The sequence below is a fragment of the Streptomyces sp. NBC_00306 genome (genome assembly GCF_036169555.1).
Lineage (GTDB): Bacteria > Actinomycetota > Actinomycetes > Streptomycetales > Streptomycetaceae > Streptomyces > Streptomyces achmelvichensis.
On sequence record NZ_CP108032.1, the window covers coordinates 629,332 to 653,570 of the forward strand.

At 72.6% G+C, this 24,239-nt stretch carries 5 protein-coding genes; 2 read left to right on the forward strand and 3 right to left on the reverse strand.

Annotation, left to right across the window (positions count from 1 at the left end; translation table 11 throughout):
- Window positions 1-94: 94 nt before the first annotated feature.
- Together OHA05_RS02845 and OHA05_RS02850 are read left to right on the forward strand one after the other, a co-directional pair.
- Complete coding sequence (locus tag OHA05_RS02845; protein ID WP_328859690.1) at window positions 95-19,060, forward strand: non-ribosomal peptide synthetase; 18,966 nt, start codon at window positions 95-97, stop codon at window positions 19,058-19,060.
- Between the two features lie 36 nt (window positions 19,061-19,096).
- Complete coding sequence (locus OHA05_RS02850) at window positions 19,097-19,306, forward strand: MbtH family protein (protein WP_313948023.1); 210 nt, start codon at window positions 19,097-19,099, stop codon at window positions 19,304-19,306.
- 115 nt (window positions 19,307-19,421) lie between these two features.
- Here OHA05_RS02850 and OHA05_RS02855 read toward each other — a convergent pair whose 3' ends face one another.
- From OHA05_RS02855 to OHA05_RS02865, 3 genes are read right to left on the reverse strand one after another with little or no spacing between them, the layout of a single operon-like run.
- Entirely contained in the window at window positions 19,422-20,486 is a 1,065-nt protein-coding gene (locus tag OHA05_RS02855) for an iron-siderophore ABC transporter substrate-binding protein (protein WP_328859691.1), read from the reverse strand.
- 59 nt (window positions 20,487-20,545) lie between these two features.
- Complete coding sequence (locus OHA05_RS02860; RefSeq protein WP_328859692.1) at window positions 20,546-22,528, reverse strand: ABC transporter ATP-binding protein; 1,983 nt, start codon at window positions 22,526-22,528, stop codon at window positions 20,546-20,548.
- On the reverse strand, window positions 22,525-24,219 hold the full coding sequence (locus OHA05_RS02865; protein WP_413777803.1) for an ABC transporter ATP-binding protein: 1,695 nt from the start codon (window positions 24,217-24,219) through the stop codon (window positions 22,525-22,527). Before OHA05_RS02865 ends, OHA05_RS02860 begins: the two co-directional genes overlap by 4 nt.
- Between the last annotated feature and the right edge of the window lie 20 nt (window positions 24,220-24,239).

Genomic DNA, 24,239 nt, shown 5'->3' on the forward strand with positions numbered 1-24,239 from the left:
GAAAGCCTGTCTAATTAGGTAATCCTTACCTTAGTATGACGCGGACCGACCCCGGCCGGGGGCCGGGACCGACTGCTGGGGAGGCTCGGCCACTGTGTCCGGTTCAGAAGAAGTCCTGGCGTACTGGCAGCAGTTGCTCACTCCTCTCCCGCAGGAGACGGTGCTGCCCGCCGACCGGCCCTATCCGCCGGCCCCGACCGGCGGGCACAGGGTACGGACGCTTCCCCTCGGACACGACACCTCCGACGACCTGTTGCTGGCCGCCTTCGTCGCCCTGCTGCACCGCTACGGCGGCGCCCCCGACGTCACCGTGGGGCACGGACCTCTGGCCGTGCGCGTCTCGTGCGAGGGCGAGCCCACCTTCGCCGATCTCGTACGCCGGACGACGGCGGCCCGTGACGAGGCCGAGGCCCGTCCGGTCGAGCTGTCGGCCCTGGTCGAAGCGCTGCGACCCGAACCGACCCGGGGCGGCGGGCTGTTCTTCAACACCGCGTTCGCGACCGCCGCCAGGCCGTTCACCGCCGCGCCCGGCCCGGTCGATCTGGTACTGGAAGCCCTGCCGGGAGAGGTGCGGGCGCACTACCGTGCCGACCTCTTCGACGATGCGACCGTGGACCGGCTTCTCGGCCACTACGTGACCCTGCTGGCCGACGGTTCCACTCGCCCCGAGACGCCGGTCGGCGCTCTGACGCTGATGACACCGGACGAGTACCGGCGCGTGGTCGTGGAGTGGAACGCCACCGCTCACACGGTCCCGTCCGCCACCTGGCCCGCCATGTTCGCGGAGCAGGTGCGCCGGCGTCCCGACGACATCGCGCTCGTCTTCGAGGACGAACGCCTCACCTACGCCGAGCTGGACGAGCGCGCCAACCGGCTGGCGCACGCCCTGATCTCCCGCGGTGCCGGCCCTGAGCGCATCGTCGCGCTGGCACTCCCCCGCTCGGCCGACCTGATCGTCGCCGAGGTCGCCGTCCTCAAGTCCGGGGCCGCGTACCTCCCGATCGACCACGACTATCCGGCCGACCGCATCGCCTACATGCTGGGGGACGCGGCACCGGCGGTCCTGGTGACGACGGCGGACACCGCCAGGGACGTCCCCGAGCACGAGGGGATGGCTCGGCTTCTGCTCGACTCCCCCGCCACCGCCGCGGAGTTGGCGGACCGGCCCGTCCACGACCCGACCGACGAGGACCGCGGTGGGGCTCTCACCGTCCTCAACGCCGCGTATGTCATCTACACCTCGGGCTCGACCGGCAGGCCCAAGGGCGTCGTCCTCGCGCACAGCGGTGTGGCGAAGCTCGTCGCGACACAGAGCGAGCGGTTCGGCATCGGTCCGCACAGCCGCGTCCTGCAGTTCGCCTCGCCCAGCTTCGACGTGGCCTTCTGGGACCTGTGCCTCGGTCTGCTGTCCGGCGGCCGTCTCGTCGTCGTCCCCGCCGAACGCCGGGTGCCCGGCGCGGCGCTCGCGGACTACGCCAACGACAACGGCATCACCTTCATGATCCTGCCGCCCGCCCTGCTCGCTGCGATGCCGGACGACGTCGTCCTTCCCCCGGCCGCGACCCTGCTGGCCGGAACCGAGCGGGTCTCCCCCGAGCTGGTCGGCCGCTACGCCGGCGGCCGGATGATGTTCAACGCCTACGGCCCGACCGAGGCCACCACCAACTCCACCCTCGGGCTGTGCGATCCCGACACCCCGGCCGGCTCCGTCGTCCCCATCGGCATCCCCGACCCCGGCACCCGCGCCTATGTGCTGGACGCCCGGCTCCAGCCGGTCCCCGCCGGTGTCGCCGGCGAGTTGTACCTGGCCGGGGACGGTCTGGCGCGCGGCTACCTCGGCAGGCCCGACCTCACCGCGGAACGGTTCGTCGCCGACCCCTTCGGCGACGCGGACACCCCCGGCGGGCGGCTCTACCGCACCGGCGACCTGGTCCGCTGGAAGGCCGACGGACGGCTGGAGTTCCTCGGACGCGCCGACACCCAGGTCAAGATCCGGGGCTTCCGGATCGAGCCGGGCGAGATCGAGTCCGTCCTGCGCCGCCACCCCGCCGTCGACCAGGTCACGGTGATCGCCCGCGAGGACCGGCCGGGCGACCGCCGGCTCGCCGCCTACGTCGTGCCCTCCCTGGAGGCACGGCCCGGCCACGACGAGGGCGAGCAGGTCGAGGAGTGGAAGGACCTGCACGAACTCCTGTACAGCGCCGCCGGGTCCGAGGGATTCCGCGAGAACTTCGCGGGCTGGAACAGCATGTACGACGGACGCCCGATCCCCGTGGCCGAGATGCGGGAATGGCGGGACGAGACCATCGCCCGCATCGCCGAACTCGGCAGCCCCCGCCGGGTCCTGGAGATCGGCGTCGGCAGCGGCCTTCTCCTGTCCCGCATCGCGCCCGGCTGCGAGTCCTACTGGGGCACGGACGTCTCCCACGAGGCGGTGCGCGCGCTGCGTACGCAGGTGGACGCGGTGCCCGAGCTGGCGGGCCGCGTCGAACTGAGCGCCCGGCCGGCACACGACACCGACGGCCTGCCGCAGGGGTTCTTCGACACCGTCGTCATCAACTCCGTGGCCCAGTACTTCCCGAGCTCCGCCTATCTCACGGACGTCCTGCGCAAGGTGTCGGCCCTGCTGGCGCCCGGCGGCAGGGTGTTCGTCGGCGACATCCGCAATCTGCGGCTGCTGCGCACCCTGCGCGCCGCCGTGGAGAGCCGGCGCGCCGACGGTGACGGCGAGACGGACAAGAACGCCCTGCGCACCGCCGTCGAGCGGTCCGTGCGCTGGGAGGGCGAACTGCTGCTCGACCCGGACTACTTCGCCGGGCTCGACGGCTTCGACGCCCAGATACGGGTCAAGCGGGCCGCACACCACAACGAGCTGAGCCGCTATCGCTACGACGTCGTCCTGAGCCCCGGCGACGGCTCCGCGCGTCCGGCTCCCGCCGAGCGGGAGATCCACTGGTCCGTGACCGGCGGGACGGCCGAGGTGGCCACCCTGCTGGCGGAGCGGCCCGGGCGGCTGCGCGTGACCGGGATACCCAACGCCCGTCTCACCGACGACCTGTCGGCACTGCGCAGGCTGGAGGACACCAGCCGTCCCGCGGAGCTCGGCGTGGACCCCGAGGAACTGCTCGCGCTCGCCGCCGAGCACGGCCGCCGGGTGGACATCACCTGGAACGGTCAGGCCGACGACGGTTCGCTGGACGCCGTTTTCACCGACGGGACGGACGAGACGGCGGCCGGGGCGCTCGACGGGCTGTACCGTCCCGGCGGCCGGTTCCCGCAGGCCAACCGGCCGGTGCCGTTCCGCGATGTCACCGTGCTGATGAAGACCCTGCGCGGGCACGCCACCGAATGGCTGCCCGACTACATGGTGCCGTCCGCCTTCGTCCCGCTGCACGCGCTGCCGGTCACTCCCAGCGGCAAGCTGGACGCCAACGCCCTGCCCGTGCCCGACTACGGCGCGCTCAGCTCGGGCCGCGCCCCGCGCAACGCCCGCGAGGAACTGCTCTGCCGCCTGTACGCCGAGGTGCTGGGGCTGCGTGCGGTCACCGTCGACGACGACTTCCTCGCCCTCGGCGGGGACAGCATCACCGCCATCCAGCTGCTGATCCGCGCCAGGGGCGCGGGGCTGCGCCTCACCCCCCGTGATGTCTTCCGGCACCGCACCGTGGCCGCGCTCGCGGAGGTGGCCGTCGACCTCGTCACCGCCCCCGCCGACGACGCGCGCCCGCCGCTGGTCGAACTCGCCCCCGGCGACCTCGCCGAGATTCAGGGCAGTATGCCGCTCACGGTGCAGGAACTGCTGCCCCTGAGCCCGCTCCAGGAAGGCTTCTACTTCCACTCCCTGATCGGCGCGGCCGACAGCGACGCCTACGTCGTCCAGCAGGTGCTCGACCTGTCGGGTCCCCTCGACGGGGAGACCCTGCGCCGGGCGGCGCAGGCTCTGCTCGACCGGCATGCCCCGCTGCGTGCGGGATTCCGCCGCCGTTCCGACGGCACCCCTGTGCAGATCGTGCCCCGCGACGCCGAACTGCCGTGGCGCGAGGTCGACCTGTCGGCGCAGGACGGCGGCGTCCGCGAGACGCTGGCCGACGCGGTCGCCGCGGACGAGCGCGCCGGACGGTTCGACCTGGCCCGGCCCCCGCTGCTGCGCTGCGCCCTGGTCCGGCTCGGGCCGGAGCACTGCCGACTGGTGTTGACGTTCCATCACATCGTGGCTGATGGCTGGTCGTTGCCCGTCTTGCACCGCGAACTCATGGCCTACTACGGCACACCCGAACCCGGACTGCCCGAGGTGACCCCGTACGCCGACCATCTGGCCCGGCTCGCCCGGCAGGACCGTGACGCGGCACGCGATGCCTGGCGCGCGGCGCTCGCGGGTGTCGACGAGCCGACGCGGCTGGTCGGGACTCCGGCGGACGGCACCGCCCTGGTGCCCGGCCAGGTCCGGGTCGAGCTGTCCGAAGGGACCACGAGGCGGCTGACCGAACGTGCCCGCGAGCACGGCGTCACCCTCGGCACCGTGGTCCAGGCCGCGTGGGGTCTGCTGATCGGCAGGCTCACCGGACGCCAGGACGTGGTGTTCGGCACCACCGTCTCGGGCCGGGACAGCGAGGTCGACGGCATCGAGTCCATGGTGGGCCTGTTCATCAACACCCTTCCCACCCGGTTCCGCTGGCAGGCCGGCGAGTCACTCGGTGTGCTGCTCGCCCGCCTCCAGGACGAGCAAGCGCAACTGATGGACCATCAGCACCTGGGACTCGCGGAGATCCAGCGGCTGACGGGCACAGCCGGCGGCACGGAACTCTTCGACACCCTGGTGGTGTTCGAGAACTACCCCGCCGACGGGGACCTGCGCGATGCGTCCGGGACAGTGCGCATCACGGGCCACGCATTCCACGACGCGGTGCACTACCCCCTCGCGCTCATCGTGAAGCCGGGCAGGCGGCTCGACCTTCGGCTGAAGCACCACGTCGCGCGGCTGGACGGCGAAGCCGTCCGCGCGCTGGGCGACCGGCTGACGCGGATTCTGGAGGCGGTGGCGGCCGACCCTTCCGCCGTCGCCGCATCCGTCGAACTGCTCTCCGGGCAGGAGCGGGCGCGGGCCCTGCCCGCCGGGGACGAGCGGGCCGTCCCGGTCGCCACCCTGGCCTCGGCCATCGCCGAGCAGGTGGCCCGCACCCCCGACGCCGTGGCCGTCGTCTTCGAGGGCGAGGAGCTGACGTACGCCGAACTGGACGCGAGGGCCGAAGCACTGGCGCGCCGGCTGCGCGCCCGAGGCGCCGCTCCCGAGTCCTTCGTGGCCGTCGCCGTCCCGCGGTCGGCCGAGCTGATGGTGGCTCTGCTCGGCGTGCTGAAGTCCGGCGCCGCCTATCTGCCGGTCGACCCCGACTACCCGGCCGACCGCGTCGCCCACATGCTGGCCGACTCCGGTACCACGCTCGCCGTCACGGTGCCCGGGACTGCCGGGCGGCTGCCGCGGGCCGAGGGCCTCACCGTGCTCGTCCTCGACGGAGCGACGACGCCGGATACGGAGACGGAACCCGTCGCCGTCCGGGCCGCCGGTCCCGACAGCCCCGCCTATCTGATCTACACGTCCGGCTCCACGGGACGCCCCAAGGGCGTCACGGTCACCCACCGCTCCATCGTCAACCGGCTCGCCTGGATGCAGGGCGCCTACGGGCTGCGGCCGGACGACCGGGTGCTCCAGAAGACGCCCTCCAGCTTCGACGTCTCCGTCTGGGAGTTCTTCTGGCCCCTGCTCCAGGGCGCGGCCGTCGTCCTGGCCCGCCCGGACGGCCATCGCGACCCCGCCCATCTGACCGCTCTGGTCCGCGAACGGCGGGTCACCACCCTGCACTTCGTCCCCTCCATGCTGGAGGCCTTCCTCCAGGCGGACGAGATCACCGGCGACCCTTCCTGGTCCGCGTCGCTGCGGCGTGCCTTCAGCAGCGGCGAGGCGCTGCCCGTGTCCGCGGCGCAGCGCTGGCAGTCGCTCACCGGGGTGCCGCTGCACAACCTGTACGGGCCGACCGAGGCCGCCGTCGATGTCACCCATCACACCTACGACGGTGACGAGGGCGTCGTCGTGCCCATCGGACGGCCGGTGTGGAACACCGGACTGCGCGTCCTCGACGCCTGCCTGCGGCCCGTTCCCGACGGTGTCCCGGGCGAGCTCTACCTCTGCGGCGTCCAGTTGGCGCGCGGCTATCACGCCCGCCCCGCACTGACCGCGGAACGGTTCACCGCCGACCCGTACGGACCGGCGGGCAGCCGGATGTACCGCACCGGCGACCTGGTGCGCCGCCGGGCCGACGGGGTGATCGAGTACCTGGGCCGTACCGACCGCCAGGTCAAGCTGCGCGGCAACCGCATCGAGCTCGGCGAGATCGAGGCCGCGCTGGTGGACACGGCGCCGGTCGCGCAGGCCGCCGTGACCATCCGCGACGAGGCTCTGGTCGCCTATGTCGTGCCGGCCGGCGGGGCCCGCCCGGAGGCGGTGGAACTGCGCGACGCCCTGACCGCCGTGCTGCCCGCACCGATGGTGCCGAGTGCCTATGTGGTCCTCGACGCCCTCCCCCTCACCCCGAGCGGCAAGCTGGACCGGGCCGCACTGCCCGCGCCCCACGCCGTACGCGCCGCCGTCCGCGCCCCGCGCGACGCACGGGAACAGGTGCTGACCGAGATCTTCGCGGCCGTGCTGAAGCTGCCGGAGGTGAGCGTCGACGACGACTTCTTCCTGCTGGGCGGCGACAGCATCAGCTCCATCGGCGTGTCCAGCCGTGCCCGCCGGGCAGGTCTGGCGCTCGATCCGCGCGACATCTTCGACCACCGCACCCCCGCCGCCCTCGCGGCCGCCGCGACCGTCACCGAGGACCGGGAGACCGAACCGGCGGCGGCCGCGATCGACCTCACCCCCGAGGAGCGGTCCCGGGTGGAGCGGCTCGCACCGGGCCGGATCGACGACGTATGGCCCCTCGCGCCGCTCCAGGAAGGCCTGTTCTTCCACTCGACGTACGACGACGGTTCGCTGGACGTGTACACCGTGCACGAGTCGTTCGACTTCGCGCGGCGCGTCGACGCCGACCGGCTGCGGACGGCCGCGAGCGTGCTGCTCGACCGCAACCCCAGTCTGCGCGCCGGGTTCACCAGTGAAGGGCTGCGCCAGCCCGTCCAGTTCATCGTGCGTGACCCGCACATCCCTCTCGAAGAGGTCGACCTCTCCTCGCTCCCGGCCGCGGAACAGGACGCCCGGCTGGGCGCGTTGATGGACGAGGAGCGCTCCCGGCGCTTCGATCTGGCACGGCCTCTGCTCTTCCGCATGCTGCTGGTGCGCCTCGGCGACGAGCGCGGCGACCGGCTCGTCATCGGCCGTCACCTCATCCTGTGGGACGGCTGGTCCGCCTGGCTCTTCCTCGACCAGCTCTTCGCCCTGTACGAGAGCGGCGGCGACGCGGCGGCGCTGGCGCGCCCCGGCTCCTACCGCAACTACCTGACCTGGCTGGAGCACCAGGACGACAGCCGGGCCACAGCGGCCTGGCGCAGCGCGCTGGACGGTCTGGAGGAGCCGACGCTCCTCGTGCCGTCCGCCGCGGACCGGGGTCTGGAACCGGTGATCCCCGAGCATCTGGAGACCGTGCTCGCCGCGGAAGCGGGCGAGCGGCTGCGGGAGACCGCGCGGAGTCACGGACTGACCCTCAACACCGTGCTCAACGCGGCCTGGGGTTTGGCGCTCGCAAGCGCCACGGGCCGTGCCGACGTCGTCTTCGGGACCACGGTGGCGGGGCGGCCCAGCGAGGTGCCGGACGTCGAGAACGTCATCGGCATGTTCCTCAACACCGTGCCCGCGCGTATCGCCTTCGATCCACGCGAGAGCGTCCTGGACCTGCTGCGCCGTATCCAGGGCGAGCGTCTGGAACTGATGCCGCACGAGTACCTGGGGCTCGGTGTGCTCCAGGCCGAGACGGGTCACCGGCGGCTCTTCGACACGCTGTTCGTGCTCCGCAACGCCGACACGGACGAGCGGCTCGCCGAACTGCGGGACAGGCACGGCGCGACGGCCGTGGCCAACGTCGACGCCACGCACTACCCCGTCAACCTCGTCGTCACGCCCGGCGAGAGCGTCCGTGTCACCCTGGCGTACCGTCCCGACCTCGTCGACGGCCCCTCCGCCCGGACCCTCCTGGAGCGATTCACCCTGCTGCTGGACCGGCTGATCGCCGACCCGTCCGCACCGGTGGGCTCGCTCGACGCGCTGCTGCCCGGCGAGGCCGCCACGCTGGCCCGCGAGGATGTGGCGGGACGTGAGCCGGTGCCGCACGAGACCGTGGCGGACATGCTGGCCGCGCAGGCCGGCCGGACCCCGGACGAGAGCGCCCTCGTCTTCGGCGAGCAGGTCCTCACCTACGCCGAACTCGACGCCCGGTGCAACCGGATGGCCCGGCTGCTGCTGGCGCACGGCGCCGGCCCCGAGACGGTCGTTGCCCTGGGTCTGCCGCGTTCCGTCGACATGGTGGTGGCCCTGTTCGCGGTGCTGCGCACCGGCGCGGCCTATCTGCCGCTGGAGCTGGACCACCCGGCGGACCGGCTGTCGCTGATGCTCCAGGACGCGAAGCCTCTGCTCCTTCTGACGACGGAGGGCGTCTCACGGACCCTGACCGGCGACGTGCCGCGGGTACTGCTGGACGGCCCCGGCACCGCCGCCGACCTGGCGGCCCGCTCCGCCGATGCCGTCGAGGTGCGCTTCAGCCTGGACCACCCCGCCTACGTCATCTACACCTCCGGCTCGACCGGCCGCCCCAAGGGCGTGGTGACGCCGTACATCGGGCTGACGAACATGCAGCTCAACCACCAGAAGGAGATCTTCGCGCCGGCCATCGCCTCGGCCGGCGGGCGCAGGCTGCGTATCGCGCACACCGTCTCCTTCGCCTTCGACATGTCCTGGGAGGAGCTGCTGTGGCTCGTCGAGGGCCACGAGGTGCACATCTGTGACGAGGAGCTGCGGCGCGACGCGATCGCCCTGGTCGCCTACTGCGAGACGCACCGCATCGACGTCGTCAACGTCACCCCGACGTACGCCCATGTGCTCATCGAGGAAGGGCTGTTGGAGGGGCACCGCCCGCCGCTCGTCCTCCTCGGCGGCGAGGCCGTCACGGAGACCGTGTGGAACGCCCTGCGGGACACGGAGGGCACCTACGGCTACAACCTGTACGGGCCCACCGAGTACACGATCAACACCCTCGGCGGCGGCACGCACGACAGCGCCACGCCCACGGTGGGCCGTCCCATCCGCAGCACACGCGCCCGCATCCTGGACACCTGGCTGCGGCCCGTCCCCGACGGGGTCCCCGGCGAGCTGTACATCGCCGGGGTCGGGCTGGCCCGCGGCTATCTGGACCGGCCCGGCCTGACGGCAGAGCGCTTCGTCGCCGACCCGTACGGTCTGCCCGGCGAGCGCATGTACCGGACCGGCGACCTGGTGCGCCGCCGCGCAGACGGCAATCTCGACTTCCTCGGCCGCACCGACGACCAGGTCAAGATCCGCGGTCACCGGGTCGAGCTGGGTGAGATCGAGACGGTCCTCGCGCAGCATCACGAGGTGGTGCAGGCGGCCGTCATCGCGCGCGACGACACGGCTGCGCCCGGCACCCAGCGGCTCGTGGCCTACGTCGTGCCGGCCGAACCGGACGACGAGGCACGGGAGACGGCCGAGCGCGAGCAGATCGGCGAGTGGCAGGAGATCTACTCCGCCGAGTACAGCGAGATCGGCACCGCGGTCTTCACCGAGGACTTCGCGGGCTGGGACAGCTCGTACGACGGAACGCCCATTCCGGTGGAGCACATGCGCGAGTGGCGCGCGGCCACCGTGGAACGGATCCGCGAGCTGCGGCCCAGGCACATCCTGGAGATCGGCGTCGGATCCGGTCTGCTGCTCTCCCAGCTCGCTCCGGACGCCGAGTCCTACTGGGCGACCGACTTCGCCGCCCCCGTCATCCGCAAGATCGGCGAGGACCTGCGGCGCGACCCCTCACTCGCCGGAAAGGTCGAACTGCGCTGCCAGAGCGCCGATGTGACGGACGGTCTGCCCGTCGGCCACTTCGACACGATCGTCATCAACTCGGTCGTGCAGTACTTCCCGAGCCTCGACCACCTCGCCCAGGTCATCACCGGGGCGATGGGTCTGCTCGCCCCCGGTGGCCATCTGTTCATCGGCGATGTGCGCAATCTGCGACTGGCACGGCCCTTCCAGACCGGGATCCAGCTCACGCGGGCCGGCTCCGACGCCGATCCGGACACGGTCCGCAAGGCCGTCGACCGGGGCATCGCCCTGGAGAAGGAACTCCTCGTCGACCCGGACTGGTTCGCCACGCTCGGTTTCGGCGTCGAGCTGCGCACCAAGGCCGGCCGGCACCACAACGAACTGACCCGCTACCGCTACGACGTCGTGCTGTACGCCGATACCGCGACTGCGCTGGACCTCGGCGACGCTCCGGAGTCCGACTGGAACGGCGTCGGCGAGCTCACGGCACGGCTGGACGAGGAGCGCCCGCAGTGCCTGCGAGTGCGACGGGTGCCCGACGCCCGGACCGCGGGCGAACTCACCGCCATGCGGGCGGTGGACGCCGGCCGGCTTCCCGGCGGCGCGCCCGAGGGCGTGGAGACCGAGACCCTGTGCCTGCTCGGAGCCGAGCGCGGCTACCGGGTCCTGATGACATGGTCCGGCGAACTCGGCTGCTTCGACGCGGTGTTCGTGCAGGAGTCGGTGGCCGTGCGGGACGGGGCTGTCCGGCGTACGTCCGGACTGCTTCGGCCGTCGGCCGACGGCCCGGCCGTGCACGCCAACACCCCGGCCACGGCCCGCGGCACAGGCGCTCTCGTGCGCCGGCTGCGCGAGGACCTGGGCGGGCGTCTGCCGGGCTACATGGTTCCGGCCGCTTTCGTCGTCCTGCCGCGGCTGCCGATGAACGACAACGGGAAGCTCGACGTACGGGCTCTGCCGGACGCCGAACCGGCGGTCGCCCTGTCGAGCGGACGCGGGCCGCGCACCCCCGGCGAGGAGGTGCTGTGCCGGCTGTTCGCCGAGGTGCTCGGTCTGGCACGGACCGGCGCGGAGGACAACTTCTTCGACCTGGGCGGCCATTCCCTGCTGGCGACCCGGCTCATCAGCCGGGCCCGTACCGAGCTGGGCGCCGAACTCGCCATCCGTGACCTGTTCGAGGCGCCGACACCCGAACTGCTGGCCGGCCGTGCCGACACGGGCCGGCCCGCCAGGCCCGCCCTGGAAGCGGCGGCCGAGCGCCCGGAGCGCATCCCGCTCTCGGCGGCGCAGCGCCGGCTGTGGCTCGTCGAGCGGATCACCGGTGGCGGAGCGGCGTACAACTTCCCGCTGGTCTTCCGGCTGCGCGGCGAACTCGACCTGGAGGCCCTGCGGGCCGCCCTGCGGGATGTGGCGGGACGCCACGAGGCTCTGCGGACCCGCTTCGTGGAGCACAACGGTGAGCCGTACCAGGTCATCGTCCCGGCCGGGGAGGCCGCTTTGGAGTTCCTCGTGGCCGAGTGCGACGCGGCCGGGCTCGCCGGGCGGATCGAGTCGGCCCAGCGCCGTCCGTTCGACCTCGGGCGCGAACTGCCCCTCCGCGCCGAGGTGCTGCGCCTGGGACCGGCCGATCACGTGGTGGCCGTGGTGCTGCACCACATCACCACCGACGAGTGGTCGGACCGGCCGTTCCTGGCCGATCTGAACACGGCGTACGCGGCCCGCGCCACGGGCACCGCGCCGGACTGGGCGCCCCTGCCGGTGCAGTACGCGGACTACACGCTGTGGCAGGAACGGCTGCTGGCGGAGGTGGGCGAGCGGCAGCTCGGCCACTGGACCGAGGCTCTGCGGGACCTGCCGGAGGAGCTCGACCTGCCGCTGGACCGTCCGGGGGCGGCCCGGACGACGGGCCGGGGCGCCGTCGTGCGCACCACACTCGCCGACGCGACCGCCACAAAGCTGCGCGATCTGGCCGCCGCCCACAACTGCAGCATGTTCATGGTGTTCCAGGCGGCGACGGCGGTGCTGCTGCACCGGCTGGGCGCCGGCGACGACATCCCGCTCGGAGCGCCGATCGCGGGGCGTACCGACAGTGCGGTGGACGAGCTGGTCGGCTTCTTCGTCAACACGCTCGTCCTGCGCACGGATCTGTCCGGTGACCCGTCGTTCGCCGAACTCCTGGGCCGGGTACGGGAGTCGGCGCTCGCGGCCTTCGAGCACCAGGACGTGCCTTTCGACCGGGTGGTGGAGGCGGTGAACCCGGCCCGGGTTGCCGACCGCAACCCGCTGTTCCAGGTCATGCTCGGCTACCACCACCGCCCCGACGGGGACCCGGATCTGCTCGGTATGCCGACCGAGTGGTTCCACATGGACACCGGTACGGCCAAGTTCGACCTCGACTTCACCTTCGTCGACCACGGCGCCGGGCACGACATGGCGCTGCTGCTGGAGTACGCCACGGATCTGACCGAACCGGGCACGGCTGCCCGGCTCGTGGACCGGCTGGTGGGCCTCCTGGAGCAGATCGTGCACGACCCGGGCCGGCCGGTCGGCGCTCTGACGGTGCTCACCGACGAGGAGGAGTCGGCGGCCACGACGGTGTGGAACGACACCGCCCGGCCACGGGAGACCCGTACCGTGCCGGAGCTGTTCGCCGACGTGGCGCGGCGCCGCGCCGACGCGACCGCTGTGGTGTCCGGTGCCTCGCGGCTGACCTTCGGTGAGCTGGCCGCGCGGGCGGACGCGATCTCCCGACTGCTGCTGCGGCGCGGCGCGGGCCCCGAGACCGTGATCGGTCTGGCTCTGCCCAGGGCGGAGACGGTCCCGGCGATTCTCGGTGTGCTGGGCGCCGGTGCCGCGTATCTGCCGCTCGACCCCGGCTATCCCCCGGACCGACTGGAGATGATGCTCGCGGACACGGCTCCGCTGTGCGTTCTCACCACGACGGCGCTGGCGGAAGAGCTGTCCGTGTCGGACTGTCCGACGGTGCTGCTGGACGATCCGGCCGCCTACGAGGGCGCGAGCGCGGCCCCCGCGCCCCGCCCGGAGCCGGACCAGGCCGCCTACGTGATCTTCACTTCGGGTTCCACGGGCCGGCCCAAGGGCGTCGTGGGCACCCACCGCGGTCTGAGCAACTTCTTCGCGGCGCAGTACACGGACGTCATCGAGCCCGCCGAACAGGCGGCGGAAGGCGCCCCGCTGCGCGCCCTGCACGCCGCGTCGTTCAGCTTCGACGGCTCCTGGGAGCCACTGCTGTGGCTGCTGGCCGGGCACGAGCTGCATGTGCCGGACGAGCCGACGATGGCCGACCCTGCCGCTCTGCTCGCGCTGATCGACGGGGCACGGCTGGACTACGTCGACCTCACCCCGAGCCATCTGCGCGAACTCACCCACCACGGCTTCCTCTCCGCCGACCGGCACCTCCCGCGCACCCTCACCGTGGGCGGCGAGGCCACCCCCGCCGCCCTCTGGCAGCGGCTGTGCTCCCTGCCCGGCGTCCAGGTGCACGACCTGTACGGGCCGACCGAGTGCAGCGTCGACGCGTACGGCTGGCACGGTGGCGCCGACGGTTCGTGGGCGGCTCCGGTGGGCAACATCCGCGCCCATGTCCTGGACGAGCGGCTGCGGCCCGTGCCGGTGGGTGTCGGGGGTGAGCTGTATCTCGCGGGCGAAGGCGTGGTGCGGGGCTACCTCGGCCGGCCGGGACTCACCGCGGAGCGCTTCACCGCGGACCCGTACGGCCCGCCCGGAACGCGCATGTACCGCACGGGCGACCGGGCCCGGCGACGAAGCGACGGGACCCTGGAGTTCCTCGGCCGCACCGACGACCAGGTGAAACTGCGCGGCTTCCGCATCGAGCTCGGTGAGATCGCGTCCGTCCTCGACACCCACCCGGACACCGCCGCCTCGGCCGTGGTCGTACGGGAGGACTCCCCCGGAGTGCCCCGGCTCGTCGGGTACGTCGTGCCCGCGCCCGGCCGCACACCCGACCTCGCGGCACTGCGCGCCCATCTCGCGCGGGCACTGCCCGGGCACATGGTCCCGGCGGCGTTCGTGGTGCTGGACGCGCTGCCGCTCGGCGTCAGCGGCAAGCTGGACCGGGCCGCCCTCCCCGCGCCCGATCTTGCGGCGCTGTCGTCGGGGCGGCGGCCGCGCACACCGCGCGAGGAGCTGCTGTGTGCGGAGTTCGCCGGCGTCCTCGGACTGCCGGGGGTCGGCGTCGACGACGACTTCTTCGCACTCGGCGGTCACTCGCTGCTCGCCATGCGACTGGTCGCCAGGATCCGTTCCGTGTTCGGGGCGGAGGTGTCGCTGCGGACCGTCTTCGACGCGCCGACCGTGGGCCGGCTCGCCGAGCACCTGTCGGGCGCGGTGGAGGAGGCCCGTCCCGCCCTGACCGCCCGCACCACCCGGCCGGAACGACTGCCCCTGTCGTCGGCGCAGCGCCGCCTGTGGGTGCTCTACCAGGTGGAGGGCCCCAGCGCGACGTACAACATCCCGTCCGCCTGGCGTCTGACGGGGCCGCTCGACATGGCCGCGCTGCGGGCCGCGGTGGCGGACCTCGTCGAGCGGCACGAGACACTGCGCACGGTCTTCCCCGACGAGGGCGGACGCCCCTACCAGCTGGTGCTCGACCCGCACGAGGCGCTCGTGCCGGTGGAGTTCGAGGAAACGAACGAGGACGAGCTGCCCGGGCGGCTGGCGCAGGCGGCGGCGTACGGATTCGCCCTGGACCGTGAGGCTCCGCTGCGGGTCCAGGTGTTCCGGACGGGCGAGGAGGAGTACACCCTGCTGCTCCTGCTGCATCACATCGCCGGGGACGAGTGGTCGGAGCTGCCGCTGAACCGGGACCTCGCGATCGCCTACGGGGCGCGCACCGCCGGGTTGGCGCCCGACTGGCAGCCGATGCCGGTCCAGTACGCCGACTACACGCTGTGGCACCTGGAGTCGCTCGGCGACGAGCAGGACCCCAGCAGTCTGACGTCCCGCCAGATCGCCTACTGGAAGCAGGCGTTGGCGGGTCTGCCGGAGGAGCTGGCACTCCCGGCCGACCGGCAGCGGCCGCAGGAGTCGAGCTACCGGGGAGGCTCGGCCGATCTCTCGCTCGACGCCGAACTGACCGCGGACCTGACGCGGCTGGCGCGCGCCGGCGACGTCAGTATGTTCATGCTGCTCCAGGCCGCGGTGGCCACGCTGCTGGCGCGGCTGGGCGCCGGTCACGACATCCCGATCGGCAGCCCGATCTCGGGGCGCACGGACGCGGCGCTGGACGACCTGGTCGGCTTCTTCCTCAACACGCTGGTGCTGCGCACCGACACCTCCGGCGACCCGACCTTCCGTGAGCTGCTGGCCCGGGTCAGGGAGGGCGACCTGGCCGCCTTCGACCACCAGGACGTGCCGTTCGAGCGGCTGGTGGAGGTGCTCAATCCGGCACGGTCGCTCGCCCGCCACCCGCTGTTCCAGGTGATGGTCGTCTATCTGGCGGCCGGCGGCGACGAGGCCTCTCTGCCGGGTCTGCGATCACGGCGGGTGGACGTCGGCCAGACGACGGCGAAGTTCGACCTGTCCTTCGACTTCGTCGAACGGGCCGACGGGACCGGGGTGGACGGTGTGCTGGAGTACAGCGCCGACCTCTTCGACGAGACGACCGCCCGGTCGTTCGCCGACCGGCTCCTGCGCATCCTGCGGGCCGTGGCGGCCGACCCGGACACCCCCGTGACACGGATCGGCGTGCTCGCGGACGCCGAGCGCCGGCGCATCCTCCATGAGTGGAACGACCGGCCGCTCACCGCGCTGCCGACCACGGTGCCCCAGCTCTTCGAGGACCAGGTCCGGCTGTCCCCCGAGGCGCCGGCGGTCGCATCCGAGGGAGTGGAACTCACCTACGCGCAGGCGAACGCCGAGGCCAACCGGCTGGCGCGGCTGCTCGTGGCGCACGGCGCGGGGCCGGAGCGGTACGCGGCCCTGGCCCTGCCGCGCACGGCCCACACCCTGGTGGCGATCCTCGCGGTCCACAAGGCGGGCGCGGGCTATCTGCCGCTCGATCCCGACGCGCCCCACGGCCGCACCACGGAGATGCTCGACGACGCCCGTCCGGTCGTGCTCCTCACCACCCGCGCGCTCGCCGCCGAACTGCCGCGTACGGACGTGCCCGTGCTGGTCGTGGACGATCCGGCGACCGTCGAGCGCACCGCAGCCCTGGACACGGCTGACGTGACCGACGCCGACCGCACGGCGCCTCTCGCGCCGGGCCATCCGGCGTACGTCATCTACACCTCGGGTTCCACCGGCCGACCCAAGGGCGTGGTGGTCACCCACGAGAGTGTCGGCAACCTCTTCCACAGTCACCGCGAGACGCTGTACCGGCCGGCGGTCGCGGCCACCGGCAGACGGCATCTGCGGGCCGGTCACGCCTGGTCGTTCTCGTTCGACGCCTCCTGGCAGCCCCAGTTGTGGCTGCTCGACGGGCACTGCGTCCATGTGGTGTCCGAAGAGACGCGCCGCGACCCGGAGCTGCTCGCCGCCGACGTCACCCGGCACGGCTTCGACTTCCTGGAGGTCACCCCGTCGTTCTTCGCGCAGATGGCGGAGACCGGGCTGCTGCGGGACGGTCACTGCCCGCTCACCGTGGTCGGCGTCGGTGGTGAAGCCGTGCCCACGGCACTGTGGCAGCAGCTCGCCGCTCTCGACGGAACCGAGGCGTTCAATCTGTACGGGCCGACCGAGTCGACCGTCGATGCCCTGGTGGCGCGGGTCCGGGACAGCGAACGGCCGCTCGTGGGACGGGCGGTGGCCGGTACCAGGGCGTATATCCTGGACGCCTCGCTCCAGCCGGTGCCGCCCGGAGTCACGGGTGAGCTGTATCTGGCGGGCGGCGGCCTGGCCCGCGGATATCTGGGCAGTCCGGGGCTCACGGCCGAGCGGTTCGTCGCCGACCCGTTCGGAGGGCAGGGTTCGCGGCTCTACCGCACCGGCGACCTGGCGCGCTGGACGGCGGAGGGCCGGATCGACTACCTCGGCCGCGCCGACGACCAGGTCAAGATCCGCGGTTTCCGCATCGAACTGGCCGAGATCGAGTCCGTTCTCGCGGCCCATCCGGCAGTCGGCCACGCCGTAGTGACGGCACGTCAGGACGGACCCCGCAAGCAACTCGTGGCCTATGTCGTCCCGGCCGCCGGGCAGTCACCGGACCCGGGTCGGCTTCGCGGTCATCTCGCGGCGACGCTGCCGGACTACATGGTCCCGGCCGCGACGGTCCTGCTGGACCAGCTGCCGAAGCTGCCCAACGGGAAGCTCGACCGCGGGTCGTTGCCCGCACCCGACTTCTCCGCGCTGTCCTCGGGGCGGCAGCCCGCGACACCGCTGGAGAAGGCCCTGTGCACGGTCTTCGCCGATGTGCTGGGACTCGAACAGGTGGGCGCCGACGACGACTTCTTCTCTCTGGGCGGCGACAGCATCGTGGCCATGCAGCTGGTCAGCAGGGCTCGCGCGGCGGGTGTGCGGATCACACCGCGGCTGGTCTTCCGGCACCGCACCGCGGCAGGGCTGAGCACGGTCGCCGAACTCACCGGCGCGGACGAGGCACACGCATCCGACGACGGCACGGGCAGTGTGCCCCTGACCCCCGTCATGCACTGGCTGCGGGAACTCGGCGGACCCTTCGGGAGCTACCACCAGGCGGCGCTCGTCCGCACTCCGGCGGAGCTGGAAGTGTCCTCGCTGACCTCGGTGCTCCAGGCGCTGGCGGACCGGCACGACCTGCTGCGGGCCCGGCTCGTGCGGCCGTCGATCGACGGCACCACGAGCTGGAGCCTGGATGTTCCGGAGGCCGGTGCTCTCGACGCCGGCACGTGGATCGAGCGGGTGGATGTGTCCGGAGCGGACGACGAGACGCTGCGGACGACGATCGCGGAGCACGCCCACCTCGCCCGGACCCGGCTGGACCCGGACGCGGGCGAGATGGTGAGGGCCGTGTGGTTCGACGCGGGCACGGAGCCCGGTCGCCTGCTGCTGATGGCACACCACCTGGTCGTGGACGGAGTCTCCTGGCGGGTGCTCCTGCCGGACCTGGCCGCGGCCTGGCAGGACGTGGCTGCGGGCCGCCCGGCGCAACTGGCTCCCGTCGACACGTCGTTCGCCCGCTGGTCCCGGCATCTGACCGAGCTGGCGCGGGACCCGGCGAGGGAGGCCGAGCTGCCCGTCTGGACCGCCGTCCTCGACGGCGGTACGGAGCCCTTCCCGCTGGCGCGCGAGCTGGACCCGGCACGCGACACGACCGCCTCGATGCGCGAGCTGGACCTGCGTATGCCGACGGGGCGCACGGCACCGCTGCTCTCGACCGTCCCGGCGGCGTTCGGCGCGACGGTCAACGACGTGCTGCTGGCCGGTCTGGGGCTGGCGGTCGCCGACTGGCGCCGTCGCCACGGCGGCAGCGACACCTCGGTGCTGGTCGACCTCGAAGGACACGGACGCGAGGAGGAACTCGCGGGTGACAGCGCGGACCTGTCGCGTACGGTCGGCTGGTTCACCAGTGTCTTCCCCGTCCGTCTCGACCCCGGTCCCGTCGACCTGGCCGACGCCTTCGCGGGCGGCCCGGCGGCCGAGGAGGCGGTGGCGAGCGTACGGGAGCATCTGACCGCACTGCCGGCGAACGGCGTCGGCTACGGTCTGCTGCGGCATCTCAATCCGCACACCCGTGAGGTGCTGGCACAACGGGAAGCGCCGAGGATCGAGTTCAACTACCTGGGCCGCTTCGGTATCCCGGAAGCGGTGGACTGGTCGTACGCCCCCGAGGAGGACGTGGCCGACATCGGCCCGGAGCCCGCGATGCGTGAGGGCCACGCACTGAGCATCAACGTCGTGACGGAGGACCGCGCGGACGGGCCGGTGCTGGCCGCCCACTGGTCCTACCTTGACGGGCCGCTCTCCCGGGAGACCGTCCAGGACCTGGCCGAGACCTGGTTCCGGGCACTCGAAGGACTGCTCGCCCGGGCCGCCCGCACAACGCCCGCGACCCCGAAGAACTGACCGGACCCACACATCCGTACCGAGGAGAAGGACACCATGAGCAACCCGTTCGAGAACCCCGAGGGCGTGTACTCGGTGCTGGTCAACGACGAGAACCAGCACAGCCTGTGGCCGGACTTCGTGGACGTCCCGGCCGGCTGGACCGTCGCCCACGGGCCGGCGTCGCGGCAGGCGTGCCTGGAGTACATCGAGACCAACTGGACGGACATGCGGCCGAGGAGTCTCGCGCAGTCGATGGACAGCTGACCCCGCCGGGTGGGCCGCCGACAGGGTCGGCGGCCCACCCGGGAGACGGCGAAGGAGCCGGTCCGCGAGTTTTCTCGCGGCCCGGCTCCTTCACATACGAACCGGTCGGGCCGGGTCAGGAAGCGGGCTGCTCCACCTTGGTGGCCGGCTTGCCGTCGACCGCGGCCGCGAGCTGCGGGACCAGCCGCTCCATGACGTAGGGCAGGCTCAGGACGGAGACGAACGACGTCGCGTTGCCGTAGTCGCTGGTCTCCGGGATGTAGACCTCACGGCCTTCCTTCACCACCTTCAGGTCGCCGTACGAGGCGTCCTTGTGGAGCTTCGCGGTGTCCTTGGCGACGTCGCCGACGATCCACACGACGGCCTTCTGGTCCAGCAGGTCCATGCGCTCCTTGCTGATGTTCGCGCCGAACTTGTCGCCGATCGCCTTGTCCAGGCCGGTCGGCAGCGTCAGCCCGAGATTGGTGAGCAGGCGCGAGCGCGAGTCCTGGCTGCCGAAGACGAACGTGCCCTCGTACGGCGTCGCCATCACACCGGTGGCGCCCTTGAACTCGGGGTGCTGCGCCGCGGCCGCCGCGATCTTCGCCTCGACGTCGGCGACCGCCTTCGTGGCCTCGGCGGGCTTGCCGACCGCGGTGCCGACCCGCTTCGTCAGCTCCTGCCACGGGATGCCGAAGTCGTTGTACTCCTTCGGCTGCGCGACGACCGGGGCGAACTTCGACAGGGACGCGTACTGCTCCTTGGTGAGACCGCCGTACAGGGCGAGGATCAGGTCGGGCTTCAGGGCCGCGATCTTCTCGACCTGCGGGCCGGTGCCGGTGTCCTTCAGCACCGTCGGCGCGGCGGCTCCGGCCAGTTTGTCCGTGGCCCAGGGGCCGATGGCCCCCTTGTAGCCGCCCAGCCACTCGGTGGTGCCCACCGGCACCTTGCCGAGCGCCAGCAGGGCGTCCTGGTCGGTGAGTCCGACCGTGACGATCCGCTGGGGCTCGGACTTGATCGTCGTGTTCCCGTACTTGTGCGGGATCGTCACAGGGAAGGCCTTGCCGGCCGACGCGTCCTTGCCGGTGGACGTGGACGTGTCCGAGTCGGAGTCGCCCCCGCAGGCGGTGGCGGTTCCGAAGAGAAGCAGAACGGAGGCGAGCGCGGCGGCGAGCCGGGGAGCTCTGAGGGAGCGGGCCATCGGTGGTCCTTCGGTTCGGGTTCCTGTGGAGCAGTGACGGTGCGGGGGGCTGTGTTTCCTCAGACGCCGCGGTCGCGGCTGTCCGACCACGCCTCCCACAGGGCTGCGTAGCGTCCTTGTGTACGGCGGAGTTCCTCGTGGGTGCCGGTCTCGACGATGCGTCCGCCGTCCATGACGACGATGCGGTCGGCGGTCGCGGCCTGGGTGAGGCGGTGCGCCACGATCAGTGCCGTACGGCCGTCGACAGCGCGTGCGACGGCCTTCTCCAGGGCGCGGGCCCCAGTGCTGCCGGCCTCGGCGGTCGCCTCGTCGAGGATCGCGACAGGCGGGTCCGCGAGGATCAGCCGTGCGAGCGCGAGCGCTTGTGTCTGTGCGCTGCTGAGCCGGTGCCCGCCCTCGCCCACCACGGTGGCGAGTCCGTCGGGAAGGGCTTCGGCCCAGCCCAGCGCGTCGACCCGGTCCAGTGCGCTGCGCAGTTCGCCGTCGCTCGCCCCGGGCTTGGCCAGCCGGAGGTCGTCGGTGAGCGTCCCGGCGAAGACGTGGGTCTCCTGGGTGATCAGGGCGACCGTACGGCGGATGAGGGCCGGGCCGAGTTCGTGGAGCGCGGCGCCGCCGAGCCGCACGGTGCCGGCCGAGGGCCGGTGCACTCCCGCGATGATCTTGGCCAGGGTGGTCTTGCCGGCACCGCTCGCCCCGACGAGTGCGACGCGTTCCCCGGGCAGCAGGGTCAGGTCGACGTCGTGCAGCACGGGATGCCCGGTCTCGTACGCATGGCAGAGGCCGGTGACGGTGATGGACGCGTCACGCGGGGTCGCGGGGCGCGCGGGCTGCTCGGGGAGCGGCTGATCGGCCACGCCGACGAGCCGGGCGAGGCCCGCGGCGGCCGACAGGGCGTCGTCGATGAGGACGAGCGCGGAGTTGATGGGGGTGAAGAGGCTGTGGAAGTACAGCGCGGCGGCGGTCGCCGTGCCGAGGGACGCGGATCCGTCGCGCACCAGCCAGAAGCCGGTGACGAGGACGGCGGCGAGCCCGATGAACTCGCCCACGTGCAGACGGCTGTAGAAGCCCAGCACGAGCTGGACACCGCGCATGGTGAGCTGGACGACGGACCAGGAACGCCCGGCGGCCCGTTCGCTGTGCTCCCCCTCCAGCCGGAACGCCTTGACGGTCGTGCTGCCGCCGATGGTGTCGAGCAGTTGTTGCTGCTGGGCGCCGGTGGCGATGCGCTGTTCCGCGTAGAGCGGTACGGCCCGTCGGACGTACCAGCGTGCCGTGTGCACCTGGACCGGCACGGCGAGCAGCGCGGCGAGCAGGAACCTCCAGTCGAGCACCGCGAGCGCGCCGAGGGTCAGGACGATCGCGAGCAGTGAACGGGCCAGCTCCGGCAGGGCGTTGCGGACGGCGTCGGCGATCAGCGACACGTCGGCGGTGACCCGTACGGTCAGGTCGCCGGAGCCCGCCTTCTCCACCTGCTCCAGGGGCAGCCCCAGGGCCCGTTCGACGAACCGCTCGCGCAGACGGGCCAGGACGGTTTCGCCGAGCCGGGAGATCAGCGAGAGGCCGAGGCCGGTGGTGAGTCCCTGGACGACGGCGACGGCGGCGAGCAGCACCACGATCGTGGTGATCGCGTCCGGCGGCCGGTGGTCCGCTGCCAGGTCGACGACGCGCCCGAGCAGCGGCTGGATCAGCAGTCCGACGGCCGTCGCGCCGACCATGACGGCGAAGCCGCACAGCGCGAGGAGCCGGTGGGGGCGCACGAGTTCACCGACGGCGGCGCGGGTTCGCGCCGCGGTCGCCGTCGGCAGCAGCTGCCGGACGGGCTCGCCGCTGGCGGCGGTCTCCTGCACGGTCTGTCGCTCCGTGTTCACGTCGGCGGGCGTCGAGGACTGCTGGTGCTCCGGATTCGCGTCGGCGGGCGTCGAGGACTGCTGGTGCTCCGGATTCGCGTCGGCGGGCGCCGAGGACTGCTGGTGCTCCGGATTCGCGTCGGCGGGCGCCGAGGACTGACCGTCGGCCTGTCTGCCGGTCTGACGTGGTGTCATGAGAGAACTGCCGAACGGTAGGAGATGCGGTCACGGACGAGTTCGGCGTGGGCGGCGCAGCCTGCCACCCGGCCGTCCTCGATGAGGACGACCCGGTCGGTCACGGACAGCAGCGCCGGACTCGTGGTCACCAGGACGGTGGTGCGGTCGCGGCGGATGTCCCTCAGGCCGGCCGCGATCCTGGCCTCGGTGACCGCGTCGACCGCCGTGGCCGGGTCGTGCACCACCAGGACGGGTGTGTCGGCGGCCAGAGCGCGGGCGAGCGCGACGCGCTGGCGCTGTCCGCCGGACAGCGAGCGCCCGCGTTCGGTCACGATCGTGTCGCCGCCCTGGGGCAGCGTCCCGGCCACCTCGTCCGCGCCCGACGCGGCGAGCGCCGGACCGATGTCGTGCTCGGGCGGCGCCGCGGCCCGGACGTTGCCGGTGAGCGTGCCTTCGAAGAGGTCCGCGTCGTGTTCCGCGACGAGGATCGCGGTGCGGACGTCCGCGGGGTCGAGGGTGGTCAGCGGTACGCCGTCCAGTTCGACCGAGCCGCTGTCGGGGTCGGAGCGCCGGGCCAGGCAGAGCAGCAGCGCGGTCGCGTCGGCGGAGTCGGTGGCGACCACGCCGACGAGGTCGCCGGGTGCGATGTCGAGATCGAGGTCCCGGAGTGTGCCGTACGAGACGCCGCGCAGGCGGACCGCGCCGCGGACGGGCTGCGGCAGCCGGCCGGCGCCGGGGAGTACCGCACCGTCCGCGCCGAGCACTCCGGCGATGCGCGTGGCGGAGGCACGGCCCTGCGCGAGCTCGGAGTTGATCCAGGAGAATTCCGAGAGCGGTCCGAGCAGGAACAGCGCGAGGCCGACCGCCGAGACCAGTTCGCCGAGGCTGATGTCCCCCTGTGTCGCGAGGCGTCCGCCGACGAGGGCCACGAGGGCGATGAACACGCCGGTGAGCGCGAGCACGATGCCGTTCTGCCATGCCCGCGCCCGTGCGGCCCGGAGAGTGGCGGACAGGGACTCACTGCTGGTCTGCCGGTAGCGCGCGACGGCGGCGGATTCGGCGCCGATGCCCTTGAGCACCCGCAGCCCGGCCACCAGGTCCGCGGCGATACCGGACGCCTGTGCCGCTCGTTCCTGTTCGGCCTCGCTCCGGCGCTCCAGCGGTTTGCTCAGCAGGTGGCCGAGCCACAGAAGAAGGGGTGTGCCGAGGAGCACCACGAGTCCGAGCAGGACCGAGATGCGTACCAGGACCACCGCGCTGACGAGGAGTCCGGTCATCGCCGCGACGGCGACGATCACGGCCATGTTGACGGCGCCGACCCGCTTGGCGTCCTCGGTCGCGATGTTCGTGAGCTCTCCGGGAAGCCGTCCGCTGTCCGCGCCGCCCTCCGGCGCCAGGATCCGGCCGACGAGCCGGGTCCTGAGGCGGTGGGCCGCGGTCTCCGCCGCCCGTTCACCGGCACGGGCGCCGAACCGGAAGCTGAACGACAGTCCCACGTAGACGACGGCCAGCGCCGCGATGCCCAGCAGCAGCCCGCCGGTGTCGCTCTTGGCGACACCCTGGTCGATCACGACACCGATGAGCACGGGGACCAGGGCCTCGCCCGCCTGGTGCCCGGCGCCGAGCAGCGAGCCGATGGCCACGTCGCGACGCTGTCCTGTGACAGAGCTCCGCAGAACATCCCGCCCCGACAGGTCTGTTGCGCCCACCGCACTCCTCCGGACCTGCT

Coding starts and splice junctions, on each gene's coding strand:
- OHA05_RS02855 (WP_328859691.1), bottom strand. CDS start 20,486: ATGGCCCGCTCCCTCAGAGCTCCCCGGCTCGCCGCCGCGCTCGCCTCC.
- OHA05_RS02850 (WP_313948023.1), top strand. CDS start 19,097: ATGAGCAACCCGTTCGAGAACCCCGAGGGCGTGTACTCGGTGCTGGTC.
- OHA05_RS02860 (WP_328859692.1), bottom strand. CDS start 22,528: ATGACACCACGTCAGACCGGCAGACAGGCCGACGGTCAGTCCTCGGCG.